General features: G+C 69.7%; 28 protein-coding genes. 17 read left to right on the top strand and 11 right to left on the bottom strand.

From position 1 onward, the window contains the following. The first annotated feature begins 170 nt into the window (after positions 1 to 170). From phnC to phnN, 5 genes are all read left to right on the top strand, one after another. Positions 171 to 1,031 (top strand): phosphonate ABC transporter ATP-binding protein, encoded by an 861-nt coding sequence (gene phnC / locus M2351_RS22875; protein WP_264658358.1) that lies wholly within the window; start codon positions 171 to 173, stop codon positions 1,029 to 1,031. A 41-nt stretch (positions 1,032 to 1,072) separates the two neighbouring features. Further along, positions 1,073 to 2,074 (top strand): phosphonate ABC transporter substrate-binding protein, encoded by a 1,002-nt coding sequence (phnD, locus tag M2351_RS22870; RefSeq protein WP_264658357.1) that lies wholly within the window; start codon positions 1,073 to 1,075, stop codon positions 2,072 to 2,074. A gap of 67 nt (positions 2,075 to 2,141) precedes the next feature. Continuing rightward, positions 2,142 to 2,933 (top strand): phosphonate ABC transporter, permease protein PhnE, encoded by a 792-nt coding sequence (phnE, locus tag M2351_RS22865; RefSeq protein ID WP_264658356.1) that lies wholly within the window; start codon positions 2,142 to 2,144, stop codon positions 2,931 to 2,933. Between the two features lie 7 nt (positions 2,934 to 2,940). After that, the gene (locus M2351_RS22860) at positions 2,941 to 3,597 is read left to right on the top strand and encodes a DapH/DapD/GlmU-related protein (RefSeq protein WP_319801914.1); all 657 of its coding nucleotides are present in this window, start codon (positions 2,941 to 2,943) and stop codon (positions 3,595 to 3,597) included. Next, positions 3,594 to 4,178 carry a phosphonate metabolism protein/1,5-bisphosphokinase (PRPP-forming) PhnN gene (phnN, locus tag M2351_RS22855; RefSeq protein ID WP_264658355.1) on the top strand — a complete coding sequence of 195 codons (585 nt, stop codon included), beginning with the start codon at positions 3,594 to 3,596 and terminating at the stop codon, positions 4,176 to 4,178. Before M2351_RS22860 ends, phnN begins: the two co-directional genes overlap by 4 nt. A 269-nt stretch (positions 4,179 to 4,447) precedes the next feature. Here phnN and M2351_RS22850 read toward each other — a convergent pair whose 3' ends face one another. The 7 genes from M2351_RS22850 to phnG are packed head-to-tail and all read right to left on the bottom strand — an operon-like array spanning position 4,448 to position 10,082. Next, on the bottom strand, positions 4,448 to 5,605 hold the full coding sequence (locus tag M2351_RS22850) for an alpha-D-ribose 1-methylphosphonate 5-triphosphate diphosphatase (protein WP_264658354.1): 1,158 nt from the start codon (positions 5,603 to 5,605) through the stop codon (positions 4,448 to 4,450). A 3-nt stretch (positions 5,606 to 5,608) separates the two neighbouring features. Next, a complete protein-coding gene (gene phnL / locus M2351_RS22845) occupies positions 5,609 to 6,292 on the bottom strand; it encodes a phosphonate C-P lyase system protein PhnL (protein ID WP_264658353.1) in 684 nt (227 codons plus the stop codon). Then, positions 6,289 to 7,059, bottom strand: a complete 771-nt coding sequence (gene phnK / locus M2351_RS22840; protein ID WP_264658352.1) for a phosphonate C-P lyase system protein PhnK — start codon at positions 7,057 to 7,059, stop codon at positions 6,289 to 6,291. The genes phnL and phnK overlap by 4 nt, the downstream gene beginning before the upstream one ends. Next, positions 7,056 to 7,907: an alpha-D-ribose 1-methylphosphonate 5-phosphate C-P-lyase PhnJ gene (locus M2351_RS22835; protein ID WP_264658351.1), complete on the bottom strand. Its 852-nt coding sequence runs from the start codon at positions 7,905 to 7,907 to the stop codon at positions 7,056 to 7,058. Before M2351_RS22835 ends, phnK begins: the two co-directional genes overlap by 4 nt. Then, on the bottom strand, positions 7,904 to 8,986 hold the full coding sequence (locus M2351_RS22830; protein ID WP_264658350.1) for a carbon-phosphorus lyase complex subunit PhnI: 1,083 nt from the start codon (positions 8,984 to 8,986) through the stop codon (positions 7,904 to 7,906). The genes M2351_RS22835 and M2351_RS22830 overlap by 4 nt, the downstream gene beginning before the upstream one ends. Positions 8,987 to 8,990: 4 nt before the next feature. Next, positions 8,991 to 9,587, bottom strand: a complete 597-nt coding sequence (gene phnH / locus M2351_RS22825; RefSeq protein WP_264658349.1) for a phosphonate C-P lyase system protein PhnH — start codon at positions 9,585 to 9,587, stop codon at positions 8,991 to 8,993. 3 nt (positions 9,588 to 9,590) lie between these two features. Further along, the gene (gene phnG / locus M2351_RS22820) at positions 9,591 to 10,082 is read right to left on the bottom strand and encodes a phosphonate C-P lyase system protein PhnG (protein WP_264658348.1); all 492 of its coding nucleotides are present in this window, start codon (positions 10,080 to 10,082) and stop codon (positions 9,591 to 9,593) included. A gap of 97 nt (positions 10,083 to 10,179) precedes the next feature. Here phnG and phnF point away from each other — a divergent pair, with 97 nt between their 5' ends. Beyond that, positions 10,180 to 10,935 (top strand): phosphonate metabolism transcriptional regulator PhnF, encoded by a 756-nt coding sequence (gene phnF, locus M2351_RS22815; protein ID WP_264658347.1) that lies wholly within the window; start codon positions 10,180 to 10,182, stop codon positions 10,933 to 10,935. 73 nt (positions 10,936 to 11,008) lie between these two features. Here phnF and M2351_RS22810 read toward each other — a convergent pair whose 3' ends face one another. Further along, positions 11,009 to 11,377, bottom strand: coding sequence for a hypothetical protein (locus M2351_RS22810; protein WP_264658346.1), 369 nt, complete (start codon positions 11,375 to 11,377; stop codon positions 11,009 to 11,011). 49 nt (positions 11,378 to 11,426) lie between these two features. On the opposite strand from M2351_RS22810, the gene M2351_RS22805 reads away from it, so the two are divergent. Together M2351_RS22805 and M2351_RS22800 are read left to right on the top strand one after the other, a co-directional pair. Further along, on the top strand, positions 11,427 to 12,242 hold the full coding sequence (locus tag M2351_RS22805; RefSeq protein WP_264658345.1) for an alpha-D-ribose 1-methylphosphonate 5-triphosphate diphosphatase: 816 nt from the start codon (positions 11,427 to 11,429) through the stop codon (positions 12,240 to 12,242). Continuing rightward, positions 12,239 to 12,931 carry a DUF1045 domain-containing protein gene (locus tag M2351_RS22800; protein ID WP_264658344.1) on the top strand — a complete coding sequence of 231 codons (693 nt, stop codon included), beginning with the start codon at positions 12,239 to 12,241 and terminating at the stop codon, positions 12,929 to 12,931. The genes M2351_RS22805 and M2351_RS22800 overlap by 4 nt, the downstream gene beginning before the upstream one ends. 35 nt (positions 12,932 to 12,966) lie before the next feature. Here the strand turns inward: M2351_RS22800 and M2351_RS22795 are convergent, their stop codons facing one another. Beyond that, positions 12,967 to 13,365 carry a hypothetical protein gene (locus M2351_RS22795; RefSeq protein ID WP_264658343.1) on the bottom strand — a complete coding sequence of 133 codons (399 nt, stop codon included), beginning with the start codon at positions 13,363 to 13,365 and terminating at the stop codon, positions 12,967 to 12,969. A 479-nt stretch (positions 13,366 to 13,844) separates the two neighbouring features. Here M2351_RS22795 and M2351_RS22790 point away from each other — a divergent pair, with 479 nt between their 5' ends. After that, entirely contained in the window at positions 13,845 to 14,981 is a 1,137-nt protein-coding gene (locus M2351_RS22790; protein WP_264658342.1) for a hypothetical protein, read from the top strand. Positions 14,982 to 15,032: 51 nt separating this feature from the next. Here the strand turns inward: M2351_RS22790 and M2351_RS22785 are convergent, their stop codons facing one another. After that, complete coding sequence (locus M2351_RS22785) at positions 15,033 to 16,142, bottom strand: enolase C-terminal domain-like protein (protein ID WP_264658341.1); 1,110 nt, start codon at positions 16,140 to 16,142, stop codon at positions 15,033 to 15,035. A 187-nt stretch (positions 16,143 to 16,329) separates the two neighbouring features. Between M2351_RS22785 and M2351_RS22780 the strand changes: the two genes are divergently transcribed. The 8 genes from M2351_RS22780 (at position 16,330) to M2351_RS22745 (ending at position 23,648) form a co-directional block, all read left to right on the top strand. Next, positions 16,330 to 17,352, top strand: coding sequence for a hypothetical protein (locus M2351_RS22780; protein WP_264658340.1), 1,023 nt, complete (start codon positions 16,330 to 16,332; stop codon positions 17,350 to 17,352). Continuing rightward, the gene (locus tag M2351_RS22775) at positions 17,342 to 18,016 is read left to right on the top strand and encodes a gluconate 2-dehydrogenase subunit 3 family protein (RefSeq protein WP_264658339.1); all 675 of its coding nucleotides are present in this window, start codon (positions 17,342 to 17,344) and stop codon (positions 18,014 to 18,016) included. Before M2351_RS22780 ends, M2351_RS22775 begins: the two co-directional genes overlap by 11 nt. Beyond that, positions 18,006 to 19,682 (top strand): GMC family oxidoreductase, encoded by a 1,677-nt coding sequence (locus M2351_RS45490; RefSeq protein ID WP_264658338.1) that lies wholly within the window; start codon positions 18,006 to 18,008, stop codon positions 19,680 to 19,682. The genes M2351_RS22775 and M2351_RS45490 overlap by 11 nt, the downstream gene beginning before the upstream one ends. A gap of 73 nt (positions 19,683 to 19,755) precedes the next feature. Continuing rightward, a complete protein-coding gene (locus M2351_RS22765) occupies positions 19,756 to 20,667 on the top strand; it encodes a LysR family transcriptional regulator (RefSeq protein ID WP_264658337.1) in 912 nt (303 codons plus the stop codon). Between the two features lie 239 nt (positions 20,668 to 20,906). Next, complete coding sequence (locus M2351_RS22760) at positions 20,907 to 21,662, top strand: SDR family NAD(P)-dependent oxidoreductase (RefSeq protein WP_264658336.1); 756 nt, start codon at positions 20,907 to 20,909, stop codon at positions 21,660 to 21,662. A gap of 108 nt (positions 21,663 to 21,770) precedes the next feature. After that, positions 21,771 to 22,445: an energy-coupling factor ABC transporter ATP-binding protein gene (locus M2351_RS22755; protein ID WP_264658335.1), complete on the top strand. Its 675-nt coding sequence runs from the start codon at positions 21,771 to 21,773 to the stop codon at positions 22,443 to 22,445. After that, positions 22,445 to 23,044 carry an energy-coupling factor transporter transmembrane component T family protein gene (locus tag M2351_RS22750; RefSeq protein WP_264658334.1) on the top strand — a complete coding sequence of 200 codons (600 nt, stop codon included), beginning with the start codon at positions 22,445 to 22,447 and terminating at the stop codon, positions 23,042 to 23,044. Before M2351_RS22755 ends, M2351_RS22750 begins: the two co-directional genes overlap by 1 nt. A gap of 49 nt (positions 23,045 to 23,093) precedes the next feature. Continuing rightward, positions 23,094 to 23,648, top strand: coding sequence for a biotin transporter BioY (locus tag M2351_RS22745; RefSeq protein WP_264658333.1), 555 nt, complete (start codon positions 23,094 to 23,096; stop codon positions 23,646 to 23,648). A gap of 23 nt (positions 23,649 to 23,671) precedes the next feature. On the opposite strand, the gene M2351_RS22740 is transcribed toward M2351_RS22745, so the two are convergent. After that, positions 23,672 to 23,971: a hypothetical protein gene (locus tag M2351_RS22740; RefSeq protein ID WP_264658332.1), complete on the bottom strand. Its 300-nt coding sequence runs from the start codon at positions 23,969 to 23,971 to the stop codon at positions 23,672 to 23,674. Positions 23,972 to 24,039: the final 68 nt, after the last annotated feature.

Raw genomic sequence — 24,039 nt, 5'->3', positions numbered from 1 at the left:
CCGACGCCGACTGTCATCTGAAAGCGCATACAGTTCCGCGCGACCGGTACATCCTGCGACCAGGACTTGGTCGGTGGGACATTGTCATACGATGGCAACCTTTGACAAATAATACTGTCACCGAGCGTTGTTAGAACCCGGTCCAGACAGCGACTGGACCGAGGTGCGACATGAACGAGGCCGCGACCGCCGGCACGCCCGCCATCCGGGTGAACGCGCTCAGCAAGACCTTCAAGGGCTGCACGGCGCTGGACAGCGTCAGCATCGCCATCGCGCCCGGCGAGATGGTCGCCCTGATCGGCGCCTCCGGGTCCGGAAAGTCGACCCTGCTGCGCCATCTCACCGGGCTGGCGCTCGGCGACGACAGGATGGGCAGAGTGGAGGTGCTGGGCACGCCTGTGCAGGCCTGCGGGCGGCTGGCCGGCGACATCCGCCGCACCCGCAGCCGCGTCGGCTTCGTCTTCCAGCAGTTCAACCTTGTCGGCCGGCTGCCGGTGATGACCAACGTGCTGGCCGGGTCGCTCGGCCGGGTCCCGCTCTGGCGGTCGATGACCGGCCGCTTCACGGCGGAGGAGCGCCAACTCGCGCTGGACGCGCTGGACCGCGTCGGCATCGCCGACAAGGCCTGGGTGCGCGCGTCATCCCTGTCGGGCGGCCAGCAGCAGCGCGCCGCCATCGCCCGCACGCTGGTGCAGAAGGCGGAGGTCATCCTCGCCGACGAGCCCATCGCCTCGCTCGACCCCGTGTCGTCGCGCCGCGTCATGGAAACGCTGGCCCGCATCAACGCGGAGGACGGCGTGACGGTGGTGGTGTCGCTCCATCAGGTCGACTTCGCCATCCGCTATTGCCCACGCACCATCGCCCTGAAGAAGGGGGCGGTGATCTACGACGGCCCGTCGGCGGCCCTGACCCCGCGGCTGCTCCAGGACCTCTACGGCAGCCAAGCCGAGGAACTGGGGTCGGACCTGACCGGTGCCGCGTCCTTCGTCACGGGCCTGCGCCCCGGCTACGCCCTGGCCGCCAACGCCTGACATCCAAAGCCCACCCCCCTTCCATCGGGAGAACGCCCGCCATGAAGATCGCGACCCTCTTCGCCACCGCGACCGCCGCGCTCGGCGTCGCCGTCACCGTTCCCGCCGCCGCGCAGGACACGCTGAACTTCGGCATCATCTCCACCGAATCGATGCAGAACCTGAAGTCCCAGTGGGAGCCCTTCCTGGAGGCGATGGGCAAGCAGACCGGCCTGACGGTGAAGCCCTTCTTCGCCTCCGACTACGCCGGCATCATCGAGGGCATGCGCTTCAACAAGGTTCAGGTCGCTTGGTACGGCAACAAGTCGGCCATGGAGGCCGTCGACCGTTCCAACGGCGAGGTCTTCGTGCAGTCCACCGACCCGGAGGGCGGCGCCGGCTACTACTCCTACATCCTGGCGCAGAAGGGCAGCCCGATCAATTCGATCCAGGACATGCTGAAGAACGCCGGCAACTTGACCTTCAGCAACGGCGACCCGAACTCGACGTCCGGCTATCTGGTCCCGGGCTATTACGTCTTCGCCGTCAACGGCGTGGACGACCCGAAGAAGGTCTTCAAGCGTGTGGTCAGCGCCAACCACGAGACCAACGCCATGGCGGTGGCCAACAAGCAGGTCGACTTCGCCACCTGCAACTCCGAGGTGCTGCCGCGCATCAAGGAGCGCCAGCCGGAGAAGTTCGGGCAGATCAAGGTCATCTGGACCTCACCGCTGATTCCCTCCGACCCGATCGTGTGGCGCAAGGACCTGGCTCAGGCGACCAAGGACAAGGTGAAGTCCTTCTTCCTCACCTACGGCACCGCCACCCCCGGCAAGAGCGCGGAGCAGGTGAAGGAGGAGGGCGCGGTGCTCGCCACCCTGAAGTGGGGCGTGTTCCGCGAGTCCAACGACGACCAGCTCGTCCCCATCCGCCAGCTGGAACTGTTCAAGGCCAAGACGAAGCTGGAGGCCGACACGGCAATGCCGGCGGCCGAGAAGACCGCCAAGCTGGCCGAGATCAACGCCAAGCTGGACGAGCTGAAGACCAAGGTCGCCGCGAAGTGATTGGAAAGGGGGCGCTGCGTCCGTCGCGGCGCCCTTCCCGTATTCTTCCAGAACGCGAAGTCCCGACATGACGACAACCGACGCCGCCCGCCCCCTTCATCCGCCCCGGATGTCGCTCGCCAAGATGGCAGTCTACGCCCTGGCGCTGGCCCTGCTGGCCTGGGCGTGGCGGGGCGCGGAGATGCGCCCGGACGTCCTGTTCAAGGACTCCGGCAACATGGCGACCTTCCTGGCGGACTTCTTCCCGCCCAACTTCCGCGACTGGCGCTTCTACGCGCAGGAGATGCTGGTCACCGTGCAGATCGCCATCTGGGGCACGGTGCTGGCGGTGGTGTTCGCCGTCCCCTTCGGCCTGCTGGCGGCGGAGAACATCGCCCCGCTGTGGGTGCGCCAGCCGGTGCGCCGCTTGATGGACGCGCTACGCGCCATCAACGAGATGGTTTTCGCCATGCTGTTCGTCGTGGCGGTGGGCTTGGGCCCCTTCGCCGGCGTGCTGGCGCTGTTCGTCCACACCACCGGCGTGCTGGCCAAGCTGTTCTCCGAAGCGGTGGAGGCCATCGACCCCCGCCCGGTGGAGGGCATCCGCGCCACCGGCGCCAACGCGCTGGAGGAGATCGCCTACGGCGTGATCCCGCAGGTGCTGCCGCTGTGGATCAGCTATTCGCTCTACCGTTTCGAATCCAACGTCCGCTCGGCGTCGGTCGTCGGCATGGTCGGGGCCGGCGGCATCGGCGTCGTGCTGTGGGAGATCATCCGCGGCTTCTATTTCGCCGAGACCTGCGCGGTCATGATCATCATCGTCGCCACGGTATCGCTGATCGACGTGTTGTCGGCGCAGTCGCGCAAGCTTTTCATCTGAGGCCATCATGATCATCAATTGCGGCACCGCCTGGGATCCCTGGACCGCCGGCCGGACGCTGACCGAGATGCCGGAAATCGACCCCAGTGCGGTGGTGCGGAACTCCGACTTCGGCCGCTACACTTACCTCGGCCCGCGTTCGGTGGTCGCCGACAGCGTGATCGGCGATTACGGCTACGCCATGGGCGACAACCAGATCGCCCACGCCACCATCGGCAAGTTCGCCAACCTCGCCACCGGCGTGCGTATCAACCCCAGCAACCACCCGTGGTGGCGCGCGACGCTGCACCATTTCACCTACCGCTCGCGCTCGCACGGCTTCGACCTGCCCGACGATGCGGACTTCTTCGAGTGGCGCCGCCGCGACCCGGTGGTGATCGGTCCCGACGTGTGGATCGGCCACAACGCCATCGTCATGCCCGGCGTGACCATCGGGACCGGCGCCGCCGTCGGCTCCGGCGCGGTGGTGACCAAGGACGTGCCGCCCTTCGCCATCGTCGTCGGCGTGCCGGCCCGCGTGCTGCGCCCGCGCGTGGACGAACGCACGGCGGAAAAGCTGATGCGCATCGCCTGGTGGGACTGGCCGAAGGAGCGGATCAACGCCGCGCTCGCCGACTTCCGCGACCTCGACGCCGCGGCCTTCGCCGAGAAACACGACGAATGAGCGTCGCACCGCTGATCCTGGTGGTCGGCCCGAGCGGCGCCGGGAAGGACAGCCTGATGGAGGGCGCCCGGCACCGTTTGGCCGGTGATTCACGCATCCATTTCGCCCGCCGCGTCGTCACCCGCCCGGCGCTCGCCGGGGCGGAGGATCACGACACGCTGCCGCCGGACCTGTTCGACCGGCGGGAGGCGGCCGGCGGCTTCCTGCTGTCCTGGCGCGCACACGGCCTTTCCTACGGCATCCCCGCCACCGTCGAGGGCCTGCGCCGCCGCGGCACCGCCGTGGTCGCCAACGTATCCCGCGCCGTCGTCGAGGAGGCGCGGGTGCGCCTTCAGCCCGTGGGCGTGGTGGTCGTCACCGCTCCGCCCTCCGTCCTGGCCGACCGCCTGTGCGCCCGCGGGCGCGAGCCCGTGGAAGACATCCGGCAACGGCTGGACCGCGCCGCGGAGCGCATGCCGGCGGGCGACGACGTGCGCGTCGTCGTCAACGACGCCAGCTTGGAGGCCGGTGTGGAGGCTTTCCTGGCCGCCCTGCGCGATCTCGCCAGGGTGAAGCGCCAGAATCTAACGGCAACTTATTGAAAAAACGCGGTTTCTATGGAATAGCCGCTCTGCGGCTTTGTTCGTAGAAACCTCGATAAGGCGTTGAATTACGCCGTGGAGCAGGCCCACACCGTGGCCGCCATCGTGACGCAGCATCTGCCCAGTTCCCGTTCGAGCCGGAGCATCTGAAGTGCTTCCCGAAACCTGTTCTGGATTTCGCGTCGGAGGGCGACGACCCGTTCTTCAAGGCGTTCTGAACGGGTCGGCAACCTTCGCAGCGGGAACATGGGTCGCTGCTTGAACCAGCCTTAAAAAACCGGTTCCCCCGCGCGCCAGACCGCGCGGATCACCGGCATGTCGTCGGCGTCGTGCACGCGGACCATGTCGGCGCGCTTGCCCACGGCAAGGACTCCGCGGTCGTCCAACCCGGCCGCCGCAGCCGGGTTGCGGGTCACGGTGGCGATGGCCGCGGGCAGCGGGAAGCCGAGCGGCCCCTTGTGCAGCAGGAAGGCGGCAGCCATCAGGCTGACCGGGACATAGTCGGACGACAGCACGTCCAGGTCGCCCTCCGCCGCCAACTCGGCCGCAGCGATGTTGCCGGAGTGGGAGCCGCCGCGCACGAGGTTCGGGGCGCCCATCAGCACCGCCATGCCCGCCCGCCGCGATGCCCTGGCCGCTTCCCGCGTCGTTGGGAACTCGGCGAGATGGGTGCCGAGGTCCGCCGCCTCCGCCACGTGGGCCTCCGTCGCGTCGTCGTGGCTGGCGAGGCGGAAGCCGCGTTCCCGGCAGATGGCCGCGATGGCGCGGCGGTGCGTGTCGGAATAGCGGGCGGCGTTCTCCTCCTGCCGGCGGGTGAAGGCGGCCATCTCGGCCTCGGAGAAGCCGTACTTGCCCTTGAAATAGTCCCGGTACTTCTCCGGGTGCACGAACTGGCGCTGGCCGGGCGTGTGGTCCATCACGCTAACGATGCCGACCAAGGGGCCGACCAATGGATTGTCGATCAGCCCGCCGAACAGATCCAGGATGTTGGCCGAGGACACCTCGCAGCGCAGGTGCAGCCGGTGGTCGGCGCGCAGGTAGCCCTTCGCCTGGCCGTTGGTGACCGCCTCCACCATGGCCCGCAGGTTGGCCAGCCGGTCGGAGCCCTCCATGACGTCGCCGCAGGCGATGGCGTCGAACACGGTGGTGACGCCGGCCGCGACCATCTGCGCATCGTGGGCCAGTGCCGCGGAGCCCACGTGCCAGCGCACTTTGGGCCGCGGCACGACGTGCCGTTCCAGGTTGTCGGTGTGCAGTTCGACCAGACCCGGGACGACGACGTCGCCCTCGCAGTCGATGGTCCCGGCGACCTGGGCAGGCCCGCGGTCGATGGCGGCGATCCGGCCGTCCCGGACCAGCAGGCTGCCGAGGAAGTCCTCGTCGCCCGCGACGATGCGGGCGTTGCTGAGCGCGAACTCTCGTGTCATGGGTCAGCCCTGCAGGGTGTGGATGCGGGTGGAGACGGCCTCGCGCACCTCGTCGTCGTGGAAGACGCCAACCAGCGCGGTGCCCGTGGCCTTGGCCTCCCCGATCAGGTCGATGACCACGGCGCGGTTGCGCGCGTCGAGCGACGCCGTGGGTTCGTCCAGCAGCAGGATGGGGTGGCCAGCGGCGAAGCCGCGGGCGATGTTCACGCGCTGCTGCTCCCCGCCGGAGAAGGTCGCGGGGGCGAGGTGCCACAGCCGCTCCGGAATGCGCAGCCGGGCCAGCAGTTCGCCGGCACGGGTGCGCGCGGCCTCTTCCGCCACGCCGAGCGCCCGCAACGGCTCCGCCACCACGTCCAGCGCAGGCACGCGCGGGATAGCGCGCAGGAACTGGCTGACGTAGCCCAATGTGCGACGCCGCACCTCCAGCACCAGACGCGGGGCGGCGGTTGCGATGTCGACCTCCCCGCCGTCGTGCCGCACGCGGATCGATCCGGCGTCCGGCTTGCAGTTGCCGTAGAGGCAGCGCAGCAGCGTCGACTTGCCGGCGCCGGAGGGGCCGTGCAGAGTCACGCACTCGCCGGCCGCAACGCTGAGTTCGGCACCAGCGAAGACCGGAATTTCCACCCCGCCCTGGGTGTGCAGGACGTAGGTCTTGGACAGGGCGTCCACCCGGATCATGTCGGTCATGGTTGCAGCACCGAGGAAACCAGCAGTTGGGTGTAGGGGTGGTGCGGGTCGTCCAGCACCTGATCGGTCAGGCCGGTCTCCACCACCTCGCCCCGGCGCATCACCATCAGCCGGTGCGCCAGCAGGCGGGCGACCGCGAGGTCGTGGGTGACGACGATGGCGGCGAGGCCGAGGTCGGTGACCAGCCGGCGCAGCAGGTCGAGCAGGCGGGCCTGCACCGACACGTCCAGGCCGCCGGTCGGCTCGTCCATGAAGACCAGACGCGGGTGGGTGACGAGGTTGCGGGCGATCTGCAGGCGCTGGAGCATGCCGCCGGAGAAGGTCAGCGGCAGGTCGTCGATGCGGTCGCCGTCGATCTCCACCTTGCGCAGCCATTCGTCGGCCTGGGCGCGGATCTCCCCGTAATGGCGGGCGCCGACGGCCATCAGCCGTTCCCCCACGTTGGCCCCGGCCGACACGCCCATGCGCAAGCCATCGCGCGGGTTCTGGTGGACGATGCCCCAGTCCGTGCGCATCAGCAGGCGCCGCCGCGGCTCGCCCATGGCGTAGATGTCCTGCAAGCCTTCCGCACGCGTGTCATACTCGACGGTGCCCGCGGTCGGCTCCAGCCGCGCCGACAGGCAGCTCAGCAGGGTCGTCTTGCCGGAGCCGGACTCGCCGACGATGCCCATCACCTCGCCGGGCCACAACTCGAACGACACGTCGCGGCAGCCGACCCGGTTGCCGTACATCCGGGTGAGGCCGGTCACCTTCAGAAGCGGAGTCATTCCGCGGCCTCCTTCCGGGTTTGCTGGGAGGTGCAGTGGTCGGTGTCGGAGCAGACGTACATCCGCCCGCCGCGGTCGTCGGTCACCACCTCGTCGAGGAAGCTGTCGGCGGAGCCGCAGATGGCGCAGGCTTGGTCCCAGCGCTGCACCTCGAAGGGGTGGTCCTCGAAGTCCAGGCTCTTCACCGCCGTGTAGGGCGGCACGGCGTAGATGCGCTTCTCCCGCCCGGCGCCGAACAGCTGGAGCGCCGGATTCATGTGCATCTTCGGATTGTCGAACTTCGGGATCGGCGAGGGCCGCATCAGGTAGCGGCCGTTGACCAGCACCGGATAGTCGTAGGTGGTGGCGATGCGGCCGAAGCGGGCGATGTCCTCGTACAGCTTGACGTGCATGGCGCCGTAATCGGCCAGCGCGTGCATCTTGCGCGTCTCGGTCTCGCGCGGCTCCAGCCAGCGCAGCGGCTCCGGGATCGGCACTTGGTAGACGAGGATCTGGCCCTCGACCAGCGGCGTCTCGGGGATGCGGTGGCGGGTCTGGATCACCGTCGCCTCGGTGGTGCGCTCGGTGGTGGCGACGCCGGCGGTGCGGGCGAAGAAGCGGCGGATCGACACGGCGTTGGTGGTGTCGTCGGCGCCCTGGTCGATCACCTTCAGCCGGTCGTCGGGGCCGATCACCGCCGCCGTTACCTGGATGCCGCCGGTGCCCCAGCCGTAGGGCAGCGGCATCTCGCGGCTGCCGAAGGGCACCTGATAGCCGGGGATCGCCACCGCCTTCAGGATGGCGCGGCGGATCATCCGCTTGGTCTGTTCGTCGAGATAGGCGAAGTTGTAGCCCGTGGCCCCGGTCATTCGGCTGTCTCCCGGTCGGGGGTTGCGGCGCGCAGGCGCCGGATCAACTCCAGTTCGGACTGGAAGTCGACGTAGTGCGGCAGCTTCAGGTGCTGGACGAAGCCCGACGCCTCGACGTTGTCGGAATGGGCGAGCACGAACTCCTCATCCTGCGACGGGTTGGCGGCCTCCTCCCCCAATTCCCCGGCGCGCAGCGAGCGGTCGACCAGGGCCATCGCCATGGCCTTGCGCTCGCTTTGGCCGAAGGACAGGCCATAGCCGCGGGTGAACTGCGCCGGGACCTCCTTGGAGCCCTTGAACTGGTTGACCATTTGGCACTCGGTCACCGTGATCTCGCCGATCTCGATGGGGAAGCCCAGTTCCTCCGGCACGAACTCCACCGCGACCGCGCCTAAGCGGATTTCCCCCGCGAAGGGGTGGGTGTTGCCGTAGCCGCGCTGGGATGAGTAGGCGAGCGCCAGCAGGAACCCCTCGTCGCCGCGCGCCAGATTCTGCAATCGCAGGTCGCGGCCGGCCGGCAGGGACAGGGGCTGGCGGGTCAGGTCGCCCGGCGGCTCGTCATTGCCGGGCGGGTTGCGCTCGATCAGCCCTTCCTGCCCCAGCACGTCGGCGACGCGCGGCATGCGCTCCGCCAGCGGGTGGCCGGCGCGGACCGCCGCCTCCGGCTCAGCCCCCGCGGCCAGCGCGAAGTCGAGCAGGCGGTGGGTGTAGTCGTAGGTCGGCCCCAGCACCTGCCCGCCCGGCAGGTCCTTGAAGGCGGCGCTGATGCGGCGGCGGATCGCCATGGCCGCTGTGTCGATCGGCTCCGACCCGCCGAAGCGCGGCAGGGTGGTGCGGTAGGCGCGCAGCAGGAAAATCGCCTCGACCAGATCGCCCTGTGCCTGCTTGATCGCCAGCGCGGCCAGTTCCCGGTCGTGGATCGACCCTTCGGTCATCACCCGGTCCACCGCGAGCCCAAGCTGTTCCATGATCTGGTCCAGCCCCAACTCCGGCACCGCCGGGTCGCCGCGCCGCTCTTCCGCCATCAGGCGGTGGGCGTTGTCGATGGCGGTCTCGCCGCCCTTCACGGCCACATACATGGGATCAGCCCTCCAGACGCGCGCTGCGCGGCAGGGCCGCCAACCGGGTGCCGCTGGTGAAGATCAGGTCGACGCCGCGCGGGAAGCCCGCGTGGTTCTCCGCCACCCAGCCGCGGAAGGCCGGCGGCAGGCCGGCGACCGCCAGCCGCACGCGGTCGCGGATGCCCGGCCCCGTGAACGTCCACGGCTCCCCGCCGTCCAACGTTGGGACCTGCACGATCACGGTGGTGGAGCTGTCTGGGAACTCGTCGCTGCCCGCGTTGAAGGCGGCGAGCGGCGGCATCGCCTGCGGGTCGACGACAATGGCGAAGTCCGCCGCGGCGGGCCCCTCCGTCAAGGGGCAGCCGCAGTGGAAGCGCAGATACGCCCGCACCGCGTCGGCACCGACCGCCCCATCCAGCCACAGGCGGGTGTCGACGTCGGCCAGCGCCAGCGCGACCGCCGCCGTGGCGGGGTCGAGCGGCGCCGGGACCTTAAGCGACAGGGGAAGGTCCACCAGCGTGCCCGGGCGCGCCATGGCGTCCAGCACCACACGGAAGACCCGCTGGCTGTCGATCACCGGGTCGGGAAGGCCCGGCAGCAGGGTGTCGGCGGTCGTCATGGGTCAGTTCTCCCCGCGGACCATGGTGAAGAAGTCCACCCGCGTCGCGGCGGCCTTGCGGGCGTCCTCCGCGCGGTGGGCGGCCTGGCGGGACGCCATGCGCGCGATCGCCGGCTCCACCGCAGGCCGGCGGGCGGGGTCCTGCATCAGCGCATCCAGCACGGCGGCGCGCTCCGCATGGTCGTGCCGCCGCCCCGCCACCCAGGCGTGCCCGACCAAATCCCCGGCCAGACTGCCCGCCAGCCGGATGGAGCAGCGGGTCACCGTCATCTCACCCAGGTTGAAGGGCGCGCCATCGCCGCCGATCCGGCCGCGGACCATCACCAACCCAGTTTCCGGCCGGCGCAGCAGGTCGTAGGCGGGAACCGGGGACAGGCCGGACCAGACCGCGGCGATCTCCTCGGGCGCCGCTTTGGCAAGCACCCCCATCCAACGGCGCCGGTCTTCGGTCGGGGCTTCCCCGGTCGGTGTGTCGGGAGCGGGATTCTCAGACATGGACCAATCTCAAATTTGTCTAGACATCTATACCGTCTGCGGTCATAGGTATGAGCGTGAACGGTGGTCGGGGCAAGGCGGAAAGGGTGAAGTTTCCATGACAGGCCCGAATCCCTCCCGAGGCGATCTCTCCCGCGGCACCGGAACGTCGCTGTGGCGCCAAATCGCCGAGCGGCTGGAGCGCGACATCGTCACCGGCAACCGCCAGCCCGGCGAGCGCCTGCCGACCGAGATGCGGATGGCGGAGGAGTTCGGGGTCAACCGCCACACCATCCGGCGCGCGGTCGCCGCCCTGGCGGAGCAGGGGCTGGTCCGCATCGAGCAGGGGCGCGGCACCTTCGTGCAGGAAAGCGTCATCGACTACCGCGTGAAGAAGCGGACGCGCTTTTCCGAGAACATGCTGGGCCACCGGCGGGAGCCGTCCGGGACGCTGCTGGGCATCCGCGAGGAGGCGGCGGAGGAGGCGGTCGCCAAGGCGCTGGAGATCCGAAAAGGCACCACGGTCGTGGTGGTGGAGCGCGTCGGGGAGGCCGACGGCCGGCCGATCAGTGTCTCCTCCCACTATTTTCCAAAGGCGCGCTTTCCCGGCCTGTCCGACGTTCTAATCGAAGCCAACGGGTCGATCACCGCGGCGATGGAGCGGCTGGGCGCCGGCGATTACACGCGCAAGGTCACGCGCGTCACCGCCCGCACCGCCCGCGCTGCCGACGCCCGGCTGTTGCAGCAGTCCCCGACCAAGCCGATCCTGCTGACCGAGGGCATCAACGTGGACTCCACCGGCCGGCCGGTGGAATACAGCGTCGCGCGCTGGGCGTCGGAACGGGTGCAGATGGTGTTCGAGCCCGGCGCTTGAGGCCCGGGCGAAGCCGCCGACCAAGAAGCCAGCGACCAATCCGCCGGTCATCCGCCTCGGCGGCGCGGTTTCATCAAACTTTCATCCCGCAACGCCCCGTCCCGGCGTTAAGAGCGGTCCCGTGAACAAGACTGTGCATCGAGAGGAAAGCCGACTGGACACCCACATCCGCGGCGCACGCGTCCTGACGCCGGACGGCGTCTTCGTCGAGACCGGGGTCGCCATCGCCGACGGCCGCATCGTTGAGGTCGGCGACCACACGCCAGCCGGCCGCGTGATCGAGGCCGGCGGGCTGCTCCTGCTGCCGGGCATCGTTGACCTGCACGGCGACGCCTTCGAACGGCAGCTGATGCCACGCCCGCGCGTGCATTTCCCGACCGACGTCGCGCTGCTGGACACCGACCGCCAGCTGGTCGCCAACGGCATCACCACGGCGCTGCACGGCCTGACCTGGTCGTGGGAGCCCGGCCTGCGCGGGCGCGGGCGCGACGGTGCGCTTCCTCAACACGCTGGAACGGCTGCGCCCGACGCTGGGCTGCGACAGCCACGTCCACCTGCGGCACGAGGTCTACAACATCGACGCCGCCGAGGAGATCGAGCGCTGGCTGGCGGAGGGGCGCATCCGCCTGCTCGCCTTCAACGACCACCTGCCCATGTTCACCGCGCGGATCGAGCAGCCGGCCAAGCTGGCCCAGTACGCCGAGCGCGCGCACATGACGGTCCCAGCCTTCGTCGAACTGCTGCACGCGGTAGCGGAGCGGGCGCCGCAGGTCGACCCGACCAACCGGCGGCTGGCCGCGGCGGCGCGCCGGCACGGGGTGGCGCTCGCCTCCCACGACGACGGGACGCCGGAGGTGCGGCGGCATTTCCACAGCCTCGGCTGCGCGATCTGCGAATTCCCGCTGAACCGCGCCACCGCGGAGGAAAGCCGGCGGCTGGGCGGCGGCGTGATCCTCGGCGCGCCCAACGTGGTGCGCGGCGGCAGCCACATCGACTGCGGCATGCGCGCCGCCGACATGGCCGCGGCCGGGCTGGTCGACGTGCTGACCTCCGACTACTACTACCCGGCGCTGGCCCACGCCGCCTTCGCGCTGGCCCGCCAGGGCATCCTGCCCCTCGCGCAGGCCTGGGCGCTGGTGTCCACCAACCCGGCGCGCCTGGGCGGCTTCGCCGACCGCGGCCGCATCGCCGTCGGACAGCGCGCCGATCTGGTGTTGGTGGACGACCGCGTGCCGGAACTGCCGCGCGTGGTCGCCACGCTGGTGGCGGGCCGGCCGGTCTTTGCAAGCCGGGACCTCGCGTCATGAGCCAGCGCCGCTTCGCCCTCTATTTCGCGCCGGAGGATGGGTCGGCGCTGGCCGACTTCGGCTGGTGGTGGCTCGGCCGCCGGCCGGACACGACCGCGCTGCAACCTCTGCCAGACGTCGGGCTCGACCCTACGCTCCAGGCCGACCTGGTGGCCGACGCCCGCCGCTACGGCTTCCACGCCACGCTGAAGGCGCCCTTCCGCCTCGCCGAGGGGACCGGTGCGGAAGCTCTGCGGGACGCCGTCGCCGCCTTCGCCCGGCAACGCCAGCCCTTCGTGGAGCCGCCCTTCGCGCTGGCCGACTTGCACGGCTTCCTCGCCTTCCGCCCGCAGGCCCCCTCCCCCGCCATTCAGGCGCTGGCCGACGACAGCGTGCGCGCCTTCGATTGCTTCCGCGCCCCGCCCACCGACGCGGAACGGCAAAAGCGCCTCGGCGCCTCGCTGACCGACCAGCAGCGCGAGCACATCGAGACCTGGGGCTACCCCTACGTGTTCGAGGACTTCCGTCTTCACCTGACGCTGACCCGCCGCCTGCGCGACGCGGAGCGCGCGGAGGTTCGGGCGGTGCTCGACCGGCTGAGCGCCCCCGTCCTGCGCGATCCGGTGGCGTTCCGGTCCGTCTGCCTGTTCGAGCAGGCCGACGCGGACACGCCCTTCGTCCTGGCGGAGCGTTTTCCCTTCGGCGGGTGACGGTCGGCCCGTCACCCGCTCTCGCTGGTTGCCGATCAGCCCACGGAGTTGAAGTAGCTGATGGACACCACGCTGTCGTTGTAGTCGGTGCCGCCACCGTCTTCGGAAATGAAGGTGGTGACCGAGTAGTAGACCGTGCCGCCGTTGACCAGCGAGTCGCTGTCCCAGATCACTTGGTTCCACTGGGCGCCGTTGTTGATGCCGATGTAAATGGTGTAGTTGCCGGCGACCGCGGTAAAGTTGCCGGAGCCGATCTGGTTCGGCGTGCCGTTGGTGCCGCCGGAGCCGGTGGCGGTGAACACCACGTTGCCGCTGGGGTCGACCAGCTTGACGTACTGGTTGTAGGCGGCCTGGGTGTTGACCGTCCAGAAAGCCGACTTGCCAGCGCTCAGGGCAAAGCTGATGCCGTTGCCCGAAACGGGACCGATACTCATGACTTTCTCCTTAGCAATCTAAGAATAAATCCGTATGCAAGCGCGCTTATTCGGATGCGCTTTGAAGTTATTCAGAGCAACCAATCTTGTTCAATGAAAATAAACTCGTGCATATGAATGAAAATATATGAACTTGCACGTGCTCCATAACCTTGTATGTTTTGTACATCGACGATTTTTTGACGAAATCCATTTCAATGACCAACTGGAGGCTCCGTCATGATCAGGAAGCCCAGGGGCCGGGCCGGCGTCTGCGAAAAACCCCCGATCGCGCCGTGAGGAAAACGCCGCCCCGTCTCGCCCCCGCCTGGGTCCGTCCATTCCGGAGCAAGTCCCCGTCGCCCGTCTCCCCCGCCTGTGTCAGTGATGGTGGGCACATTTCCAATCAATGCTGCGGCGCCGCCAAGTCATGGCGGGCACCGCGCGGCGCCATGCGCGGCCTGTTCCGCCCGTGGCCTTACGACGACGGGGGGTTGCGCATGCCGGCCTTGAAGCTTGCCGAAATGGACTTTTCCGATGGCCTGAAGACGAAGCACCTGAAGGTGCCGGCCATGAAGGCCACCGTCGAGCTGAAGGACATCCCGAAGGACCTCCAGAAGGCCGTCGACAAGGACAAGCTGATCGTCCAGAACCTGATCGCGGTCGCCTACGAGCAGCTGAACATGTCCCGGAAGGACATCCACGGCGCGCTCAAGGACTTCGACGCCAACCTGGAGAAAAAGCCGCCGGCGAGCGAGAAGGAGCTGGCCGACCGCGAAAAGACGATCAACGTCCTGTGCAAGCAGATCGCCGACGCCCAGGGCGGCCTCGCCGTCAAGGCGGTGGAAAAGGCCTGGGCCAGCTACGTCAGCAAGAAGAAGGATCTGGCCAAGTTCAAGCTGCAGTTCGGCTGGAAGATGGTGCAGGGCTCCATCAGCATCATCGCCGGCACCGTCTCCGTCGCGGTGAACATCGCGGGTGCTGCGGCCAGCGCCGGCGGGGCGACGCCCGTCGCCATCCTCGGCATTTGCGCCACGGTCGGCAGCATGGCGAAGACCGCCGTGTCCATGGCGGCGGAGATCTATACCTACGCCCGCGACATCGAGAAGGCGGAAAAGGACCTGCGCGCCACCGACGACACGCTGGCCGACGCCTACAGCAGCGGCACGCTGACCGCCAAGTCGACCGCGCGCGAGCTGGCCGCGATCCTGGGCGTGCCCTTCGTCAAGTCCGTCGGCGGCATGGAGAAGCTGCTGGTCGAGTTCCACGCCAAGACGGCCAAGATCGAAGAGAAGTCCGACAAGCTCTATGAGTACGCCAACAAGCTCATGAAGCAGATCGAGAAGCTGGAGAAGGAAAAGCTGCCCAAGGAAGCCATGGCGATGGCGAAGATCCTGGGCGAGAAGGTCACCGTCACGCTCGACAAGATCCACGAGCTGCAAGCCAACGTGAAGACCAAGGACGCCTTCTACGAGCAGATGAGCCAGCACCACGAGGTCTACAAGGCGATGCGCGGGGCGCCGCTCCAGAAGATCGGCATCACGAAGGAAACGGCCGACACGCTGATCTTCATCGGCTCCACCCTGAAGACCATCGCCGACACCTCCATCAAGCTCGCCAAGCTGGCCGGCGGCTGAGCGCGACCCCGGCAGGGAGAAGGGCCGGGGAGAAGATAGGGTCGACGCCGCTCAGGTGCTGAACCGCGCGGCGTCGGCCCGCTTCAGCGCGATGCCCAAGCCGGGGCGGGAGCGGTCCGGGACCAGTTCCCCGTTCACCGGAGTGATCGCCCCGTCGAACAGCATCGTCTCGATGCGGGCGTGGTCGTGGAAGTATTCGATGTTCTTGAGCGTGCGGCAGGTGCAGCCGACCTGTGCGTGCAGCGTCGGGGCGGTGTGCGCCGACAGGGGCAAGCAGAAGGCTTCCGTCAGCGCCGCCGCCGCCAGGAATCCGGTGATGCCGCCGCAGCGGGTGGCGTCCGCCTGGAGCACGTCCACCGCCCCGGCCTCCAGCATGCGGCGGAAATAGACCGGGGTGTAGCCGTACTCCCCGGCAGCGATCATCATGCGGCCAGGACCGCGGTCGCGCAGCAGGCGAAGGCCTTCCAGGTCGTCGGAGGACACCGGCTCCTCGAACCACGCGACTCCCCGCTCGGCGAAGCGCTCCGCTTGGGCCAGCGCCAGCTTGCGGTCGTAGGCGCCGTTGGCGTCCACATAGAGGTCCGTGCCGGAGCCGAGCGCCCGGCGCGCCAGCGCCACGCGCTCCACGTCACGGGCAGCGTCGCGGCCGATCTTCATCTTGACCGCCGGCAGCCCGTCCCGTGCCCAGCCTGAGAGCTGTTCGATCAGGCGGTCATCCGAATAGGAGGTGAAGCCGCCGCTGCCATAGGCCGGCGTGCCGTCGCGCGCGCGGCCCAGCAGGTCGGCGACGGAGCGGCCGAGCAATTGCCCTTTTAGGTCCCACAAGGCCGTGTCCACGGCCGACACCGCCATGGCCGCGATGCCCGGCCGGCCCAGGTTGCGCACCGCCTGGGTCATCACGATCCAGGCGCGGTTGATGTCGAGCGCGTCGACGCCGCGCAGCCGTTCCGCCAGCGGGCCGGCGATCAGGCACGCCGTGGCGTCATCGGCGTAGCCGTAGCCGAGGCCGCTTTGCCCGCCGGCCTCCGCTGTGACGACGACGAGCGTCGTGTGGTCCCAGTCGAGCGTGCCGTCGGCCTCCGGCTGATCGGTCGGGATCCGGAACGTCTCGACCCCGATGCGGTCGATGCCGACGCTGTCGTTGGATGGCTTTCGGTGCATGATTCTCCCTTTCCAGGGTCCTGCCGCCGGTGATCGGCCAACTCACCGGCACCCGGCCGGTTCCCATGACCGGACCGCTGCCCAGGGCGATGGAAAACGCATGCGCTTTCCGGCGAACCGGCTTCGCCGATCACCGTTGAGGCAGCAAGGCAGCCGTCCCTGGCACCGTTTTGGGGGAACGATGGTGATGGATGACATGACGCGCGGAGCGGCATCGGTTCCCGCGCGCCTCGACCAACGCCCCACACGCCCGGCGCGCGGCGCCGCGTGGGCCGTGGCCGGCTTGGCGGCCCTGTCGGCCGGAGCGGCGCTGGCGCTGCGGCGGCGGGCGCGGCCCCAGCGGAGGCTGGAGGGGCCGCCCCCGGTGACTCTGCGCGTCGCCAAGGACTTGAACCGCAGCGCCGCGCTGCTCGGGCTGGCGGCGCTGGCCGACAGCGCGGTGGAGCATTACCGCGGGTCGTTCCACAACCCGGCCATGGTCACGCCGCTGGCCGTGTCCACGGCGGTCATCGGGGTCAGCCTGTTCGGGACGCTCGACGACCGCCCGCGGGCGCACGCCGTGCGCGACGCCGCCTATGGCGGCGCCATCCTGACCGGCGCGGTCGGCACCGGCTTCCACCTGTTCAACGTCACCAAGCGGCCGGGCGGGCTGTCGTGGCTGAACCTGTTCTACGGCGCCCCCATCGGCGCCCCGTCGGCCGTCGCGCTGGCCGGTCTGCTGGGCTTCTTCGCCGAACGGGTCCGTCATACCCGGCCGGGCGAGGCGCCGGCCAAGGCGCCAAAGGTGCTCGGCGTGCCGGCCGCCGACGCGCTGGCGGCCCTGGTCTCGCTCGGCATCCTGGGCACGGTTGCGGAAACGGCGCTGCTGCATTTCCGGGGCGCCTTCCACGATCCCGCCATGTACCTGCCGATGGTCGTCCCGCCGGTCGGCGCGGCGCTGCTGGCCGGCACGGTGCTGTCGGGGAACGGCCGGCCGGCCATGGCGTCGACCAGGGCGGCGCGCTGGGGGCTGCGCGCCACGGCGGCGCTCGGCTTTGTCGGCGTCGGCTTCCACGCCTTCGGCGTCCATCGGAACATGGGCGGCTGGCGGAACTGGTCGCAGAACATCCTGAACGGGCCGCCCCTGCCCGCGCCACCCAGCTACACCGCCCTGGCGCTCGCCGGGTTGGCGACGCTTTCGCTGGAGGAGGACCGGCGCCATGCCCGATGAGACCATGCCTGACAACACCTCCGGCCGCTACCCCGGCTACGACGTGCTCGCCAAGCGGAACGGGCCGTCCTGGAACGACAAGACCCGCGCCGTGATCGACCGGCGGCTGGCCATCGACCCCGAGGACCACCGCATCTTCGACGACGCGGCGTGGCGGACGCTGAAGGCGGTGTGCGACCGCATCGTGCCGCAGCCGCCGAAGCGCGCGGCCCCGATCCCAGTCGCCGCCCTGCTCGACCGCCGACTGCAGGAAGACCGCCGCGACGGCCACCGCGACGTCCGGCTGCCGCCGATCGCCGAGGCGTGGCGGCGCGGCCTCGCGGCGCTGGATGCGGAGTGCCGCCGCGCGCACGACCGCCCGTTCCACGATCTGGGTCCCGACCAACAGGACGCCCTGCTGCGGGCGATGCAGGAGGGACGCCTGGACGATCCGGCCTGGGAGGGCATGCCAAGCCGCCTCTTCTTCGCCTCACGGCTGCTCCCGGACATCCTTGAAGCCTATTACAGCCACCCCACCGCCTGGAACGAGATCGGCTTTGGCGGCCCGGCCAGCCCGCGCGGCTACGTCCGCATGGGCTTCGACCGGCGCGACCCTTGGGAAGCCAGCGAGGCGAAGCCGGGCCGCGAGGACGTGGCCTGGGAGGAGAACCGCCGTGTCCGGTGACCGGATGTTCGATGATCCGATGCCGGACGACCCGATGGAGGTCCCCCGCGCCACAAACGGCCGGGCGCCCGACGTCTTCCGCGAGGGCGGCTGGGTCCCGATGCGCGAGCATTCCGAGAACGAGGCGGTGGACTTCGCCATCGTCGGCACTGGGGCCGGCGGCGGGACACTGGCCTGCAAGCTGGCGGAGGCCGGTTTTTCCGTCGTCGCCTTCGACGCCGGGCCCTACTGGCGGCCGCTGGAGGATTTCGCGTCCGACGAGACGGAGCAGAGGAAGCTGTTCTGGACCGAGGACCGGCTGTGCGACGGCGACGATCCGCTGAAGCTCGGGGACAACAACAGCGGCCGTTCGGTCGGCGGCAGCACCGTGCATTACGCCATGGTGTCGCTGCGCTTCCGGCCGGAATGGTTCCAGTCGCGCAGCAAACTCGGCTACGGCGCCGACTGGCCCATCGACTGGCGGGAGATGTGGCGCTATTACCAGGAGGTCGAGCGCACACTGCAGATCTCCGGGCCCCTCTCCTACCCCTGGGGACCGAAGCGCCCCCGCTACCCGCGCCGGCCGCACGAGCTGAACGCCGCCGCCCTGGTCCTGGCGAAGGGGGCCGAGGCGCTCGGCATCGACTGGGCGCCGACGCCCATCGCCACGCTCTCCTCGCCGCACGGCAAGGCGCCGCCCTGCGTCTACCGGGGCTTCTGCACGTCGGGCTGCTCGACCAACGCCAAGCAGAGCGTGCTCAACACTTGGCTTCCCCGCGCCCTGGCTGCGGGCGCGGAGATCCGCGACTTGGCCATGGTCGGCCGCATCGAGACCGACCGGGCCGGCCTCGTCACCGGGGTGCATTACCATCGCGACGGGCAATGGCGGTTCCAGAGGGCGCGCAACGTGGTGGTGGCCGGCTACGCCATCGAGACGCCGCGCCTGCTGCTCAATTCGGCGACCGACCGCTTTCCGGACGGGCTCGCCAACAGCTCCGGCCTGGTCGGCAGCAACCTGATGGTGCAGCTGAACCAGGCGGTCTGGGGCAGCATGGCGGAGGAGGTCCGGTCCTACAAGGCGCCCCCGTCGCTCGCCCTGACCGAGCACTGGAACTACGCGGACGACGGAAAAGACTTCTTCGGCGGTTATTGCTACATGAGCCAGGGGCCGCTGCCCATCGTGTGGGCGCGCACACTGGCCGGTTCGCGCGGGCTGTGGGGCGAGGCGCTGATGCGGCAGATGGAGCGCTACAACCACCAAGTCGGGCTGAAGATGGTCGGGGAATGCCTGCCGCAGGAGCGCAACCGCGTGACCCTGGCCGACGAGACCGACCGCTACGGCCTGCCGGTCGCCCGCGTCACCTATTCCTACTGCGACAACGATAAGCGGATGATGCGCCACGCGCTCGGCTTCATGGGGCAGGCGCTGGAAGCCGCCGGGGCGACCGACCTCTGGGAGGAGCGGGACGACACCTGCCACCTCAATGGGACGGCCCGCATGGGCAGCGATCCGGCCACCAGCGTCGTCGACGCCGACTGCCGAAGCTGGGACATCCCCAACCTGTGGATCTGCGACGGCTCGGTCTTCCCGACGGTCGGCGGGGTCAATCCGTCCCTGACCATCCAGGCCATCGCCTGCCGCACGGCCGACCGCATCCAGGCCCTTGCCGGCCGTGGTGCGTTGTGAAGGAAGCGGTCCGTCCGGCTTGATCCTGTCCGGTGCGGCGGTAGGATCGGGGCCGCACCACGGGAGCCGCAGCTTGGACCAGCTTCTCGCCATCAGGGCCTTCGTCCGCATCGCCGAGGCGGGATCCTTCGCCAAGGCGGCCGACAGCCTCAACCTGCCGCGCTCGACGGTCAGCAAGCTGGTGCAGGACCTGGAGCATCACCTGGGCACGCGCTTGGTCCAGCGGACCACCCGCGCCGTCACGGTGACGCCGGAGGGCGCCGCCTACCACGAGCGGGCCGTGCGCCTGCTGGGCGAGTTGGAGGACATGGACGCGACGGCGGCGCACGCGCGCGCCCTGCCCCGGGGACGGCTGCGCGTCGACATCGGATCCTCGCTGGCCAACCTCGTCCTCATCCCCGCCCTGCCCGACTTCCGGGCGCGCTATCCCGAGGTGCAGCTGTTCCTGGGCGTCAACGACCGGCCGGTCGACCTGATCGGCGAGGGCGTGGACTGCGTCATCCGCGGCGGCGCCCTGGCCGACAGCGCGCTGGTCGCGCGGCGGCTGTGCGAACTGGATTACGTCACCTGCGCCGCCCCGTCCTACATCGAGGCGCACGGCCTGCCGACGCATCCGGCGGACATCGAGGCCGGGCACGCGGTGTGCAGCTATTGCTCCGCCCTCACCGGCAAGGTCTTTCCCCTGCACTTCCAACGGGGGGAGGAGCGGTACGAGATCGCCGGCCCGGCCGTCGTCTGCGTGAACGAAAGCACGGCGCACGTGACCGCCCTGCTGGCGGGGCTGGGCATCGGCCAGACCTTCGGCTTCGTCGCCCGCCCTTTCCTGGAGAATGGCCGGCTCGTCCGCATCCTTCCGGACTGGACGCAGAGCCCGCACCCGCTCCAGCTCGTCTACCCGGCCAACCGCCACCCCAGCGCCAAGCTCCGCGTCTTTTCCGATTGGGCCGCGGCGCTGTTCGGCCGGATCGACCACCGGGCGGGCTGACCCGTTCCCCCGGATTATCCATGGGCATGGATAATCATTCCACACGGCCTGCCTTTTCCGGATGGCCGCCGCGGCTTAGGTTTGTCGTCAGCAAGGGCAGCCGGGAACGACCCGACGGACGCCGCCCAACAAAGGCCGGCGTCCTTCCCTTCATCCGAAACACAACCGACCGCCGGCCGGCCGCGCGCCGAGACGCGCCACACCGCCGGCGGCCGCCCTTCTTGATAAGGAAACCGATCATGTCCAACCGTCTGAATGGCAAGGTCGCCGTCATCACCGGCGCCACCAGCGGCATCGGTCTCGCCACCGCCAAGCTGTTCGCCGCCGAAGGCGCGCACGTGTACATCACCGGCCGCCGCCAGGACGTGCTCGACCGCGCCGTCGCGGAGATCGGCGACCGCGCCACGGGCGTCCAGGCGGACTCCAGCCGTGGCGCCGACCTCGACCGGCTGTTCGCCCAGGTGAAGGCCAAGCATGGGCGTCTCGACGTGCTGTTCGCCAACGCTGGCGGCGGCTCCATGCTGCCGCTCGGCCAGATCACCGAGGAGCAGGTCGACGACACCTTCGGCCGCAACGTGAAGGCGGTGATCTTCACCGTGCAGAAGGCGCTGCCGCTGCTGAGCCGCGGCTCATCCGTGATCCTCACCGGCTCGACCACCGGCATCGAGGGCACGGCCGCCTTCAGCGTCTACTCCGCCTCCAAGGCCGCGGTGCGCAACCTGGCGCGCAGCTGGGCGCTCGACCTCAAGGACACGGGCATCCGCGTCAACGTGCTGAGCCCCGGCGCTACCCGCACGCCGGGCCTGGTCGACCTAGCCGGTGACGATCCGGCGCAGCGCCAGGGGCTGCTGGACTATCTCGCCTCCCGCATCCCGCTCGGCCGGGTCGGCGAGGCGGAGGAGATCGCCAAGGCCGCGCTGTTCCTCGCCTCCGACGATTCCAGCTTCGTGAACGGCGCCGAACTGTTCGCCGACGGCGGGCAGGCGCAGGTCTGACAAAGGTCGCAAGGGTGGCCGGGCGCTCCGACGAGCGCTCGGCCTTTTTTCTTGCCCACGTCTCGGTCTATGAAAGGGGCACTCGGAAGGGCTGGTGGGGTTGGTGCGGTGATTGAACTCCGGAACGTCCGGCATCGCTATGGCGAGCGGGAGGTGCTGCGCGGGATCGACCTGACGCTGGCCGAACGCCGCGTGGCGATCGTGGGCAGCAACGGATCGGGCAAGAGCACGCTGGCGCGCCTGCTCAACGGGCTGCTGCTGCCGGACGAGGGGCGCGTGCTGGTGGACGGGCTGGACACCCGCGGCGACGCGCGGGCGGTGCGCCGCAAGGTCGGCTTCGTCTTCCAGGACCCCGACGTGCAGATCGTCTACCCCACGGTGGCGGAGGACATCGCCTTCGGCTTGAAGAACCTGCGGCTGCCGCGCGACGAGATCGCCCGGCGCGTGGACGCCGTGATGGCGCGCTTCGGCCTGACGGAGCACCGCGACTGGCCCGCCCACCGGTTGAGCGGCGGGCAGAAGCAGCTGCTCGCCATCGCGTCGGTGCTGGTGCTGGACCCGGCCTATGTCGTGTTCGACGAGCCGACCACCCTGCTCGACCTGCGCAACCGTCGCCGCATCGCCGGCGTGATCCGCAACCTGCCGCAGACCGCCCTTCTGATCTCCCACGACCTGGACCTCGTCGCCGAGGCGGAGCGGGTGATCGTGCTGGACGAGGGGCGCGTGGTGGCCGACGATGCGCCCGCTGCCGCCATCGCCAACTACGTCGCGCGGATGGGCTGATGCTTGGCCTCTACCTTCATCGGGACTCGCCGGTCCACGCCTTTCCCGTGGGCTGGAAGCTGGCGGCGCTGGCGGTCGCGGCGACGGGCCTGTTCTTCGTCGCCAGCCCGGTCGCCATCGGCGCGGCGCTGGCCGGCACGCTTTTGCTGTTCGCGTTGGCACGCCTTCCCCTGGGCGCCATCCTCGGCCAGATCCGCCCTCTCCTTCCGGTGCTGGTGCTGCTGTTCGCCGTTCAGGCGGCCTTCGTCGGCTGGGAGACCGGGGCGGCGACGGCCGGCCGCCTGGCCCTGCTGGTCCTGCTGGCGTCGCTGGTGACGCTGACCACCCGCGCGTCCGACATGATCGACGCGCTGGAGCGGGGGCTGGGGTGGTTGAGGCCGCTGGGTGTGAACGCCGGCAAGGTCAGCCTGATGCTAGCCCTGACCATCCGGCTGATCCCCGTCCTGCTCGACCTCGTCCAGGAGATCCGCATGGCGCAGCGGGCGCGCGGGGTGGAGCGCTCCGCCCTGGCGCTGCTGGTACCCCTGCTGGTGAAGACCATGCGCATGGCCGATCATTTAAGCGACGCGCTGGAAGCCCGCGGCTATGATCCGCGGTGACGGATCGACACCGCATTTTGGAAACCGGAAAACAGTTGAGACCGGAACGATGAAACCACTGACCACGCGCGACCTCGTCCACTGCGCCCTGTTTGCCGCCATCGTCGCGGTGCTCGGCCTCGTGCCGCCGATCCCGGTGGGCTTCCTGCCCGTGCCGATCACGGCGCAGCTGATGGGCGTCATGCTGGCCGGCGCGGTGCTGGGCGCCCGGCTGGGCGGGCTGGCGCTTGTGCTGTTCCTGCTGCTGGTCGCGGCCGGGCTGCCGCTGCTGTCCGGTGGGCGCGGCGGCTTCGGCGTCTTTCTGGGGCCGACCGGCGGCTTCGCCATCGGCTTCGCGCTGGCGGCCTTCGTCGTCGGCTGGCTGGCGGAGCGTCTGCCGCGCCGGGGCAGCCTGCCGTCGCTGTTCGTCGCCTGCGCGCTGGGCGGGATCGGCGCCGACTACGCGCTGGGCATCCCCTGGCTGTCGGTGGTCAGCGGCCTGCCGCTGGAGAAGGCGGCGCTGGGATCGCTGACCTTCATTCCCGGCGACCTGATCAAGGCGGGCGTCGCCGCCTTCGCCGCCGCCACCGTGAAGCGCGCCTACCCGCTGGCCACCGCACACTGACGGCGCGTCCTGACGGCGCGCGGTCACGGCACGCCGCCCCGCCCTCCCGGCTTGCCTGGGTTCGGCCGCGCCGGCGCCTGCGCGGGCGGTTTCTGGGGCGGTGTCTGGGGCGGCGTCTGCGGCGTTGATGGCCTCGACAAAGCGTCCAGCCGGCGCCGCGCCTGTTCCGCCTCGTCACGGATCCGCCGCGCGCGGGCGCTGGCGGCATCCGCGGCGTCGGACAGGGCGGCGATCCGGTCCTTCCGTTGCCGGCTGATCGCGTCCAGATAGAGACGCCACGCCGACAGCTTCCTCACCAGATCCTCGGGTGATTCCGTTGTCATGCGACGTCCAACAGGTCAGGCGACCCTTGTTGCACGCGCGATTTGGCGGTGGCCCATTGCGGGCTTGA

Origin of the sequence: Azospirillum canadense, from assembly GCF_025961225.1 — a bacterium.
Taxonomy (GTDB): Bacteria; Pseudomonadota; Alphaproteobacteria; order Azospirillales; family Azospirillaceae; genus Azospirillum; species Azospirillum canadense.
This window is presented reverse-complemented; position numbering and strand designations above follow the sequence as displayed.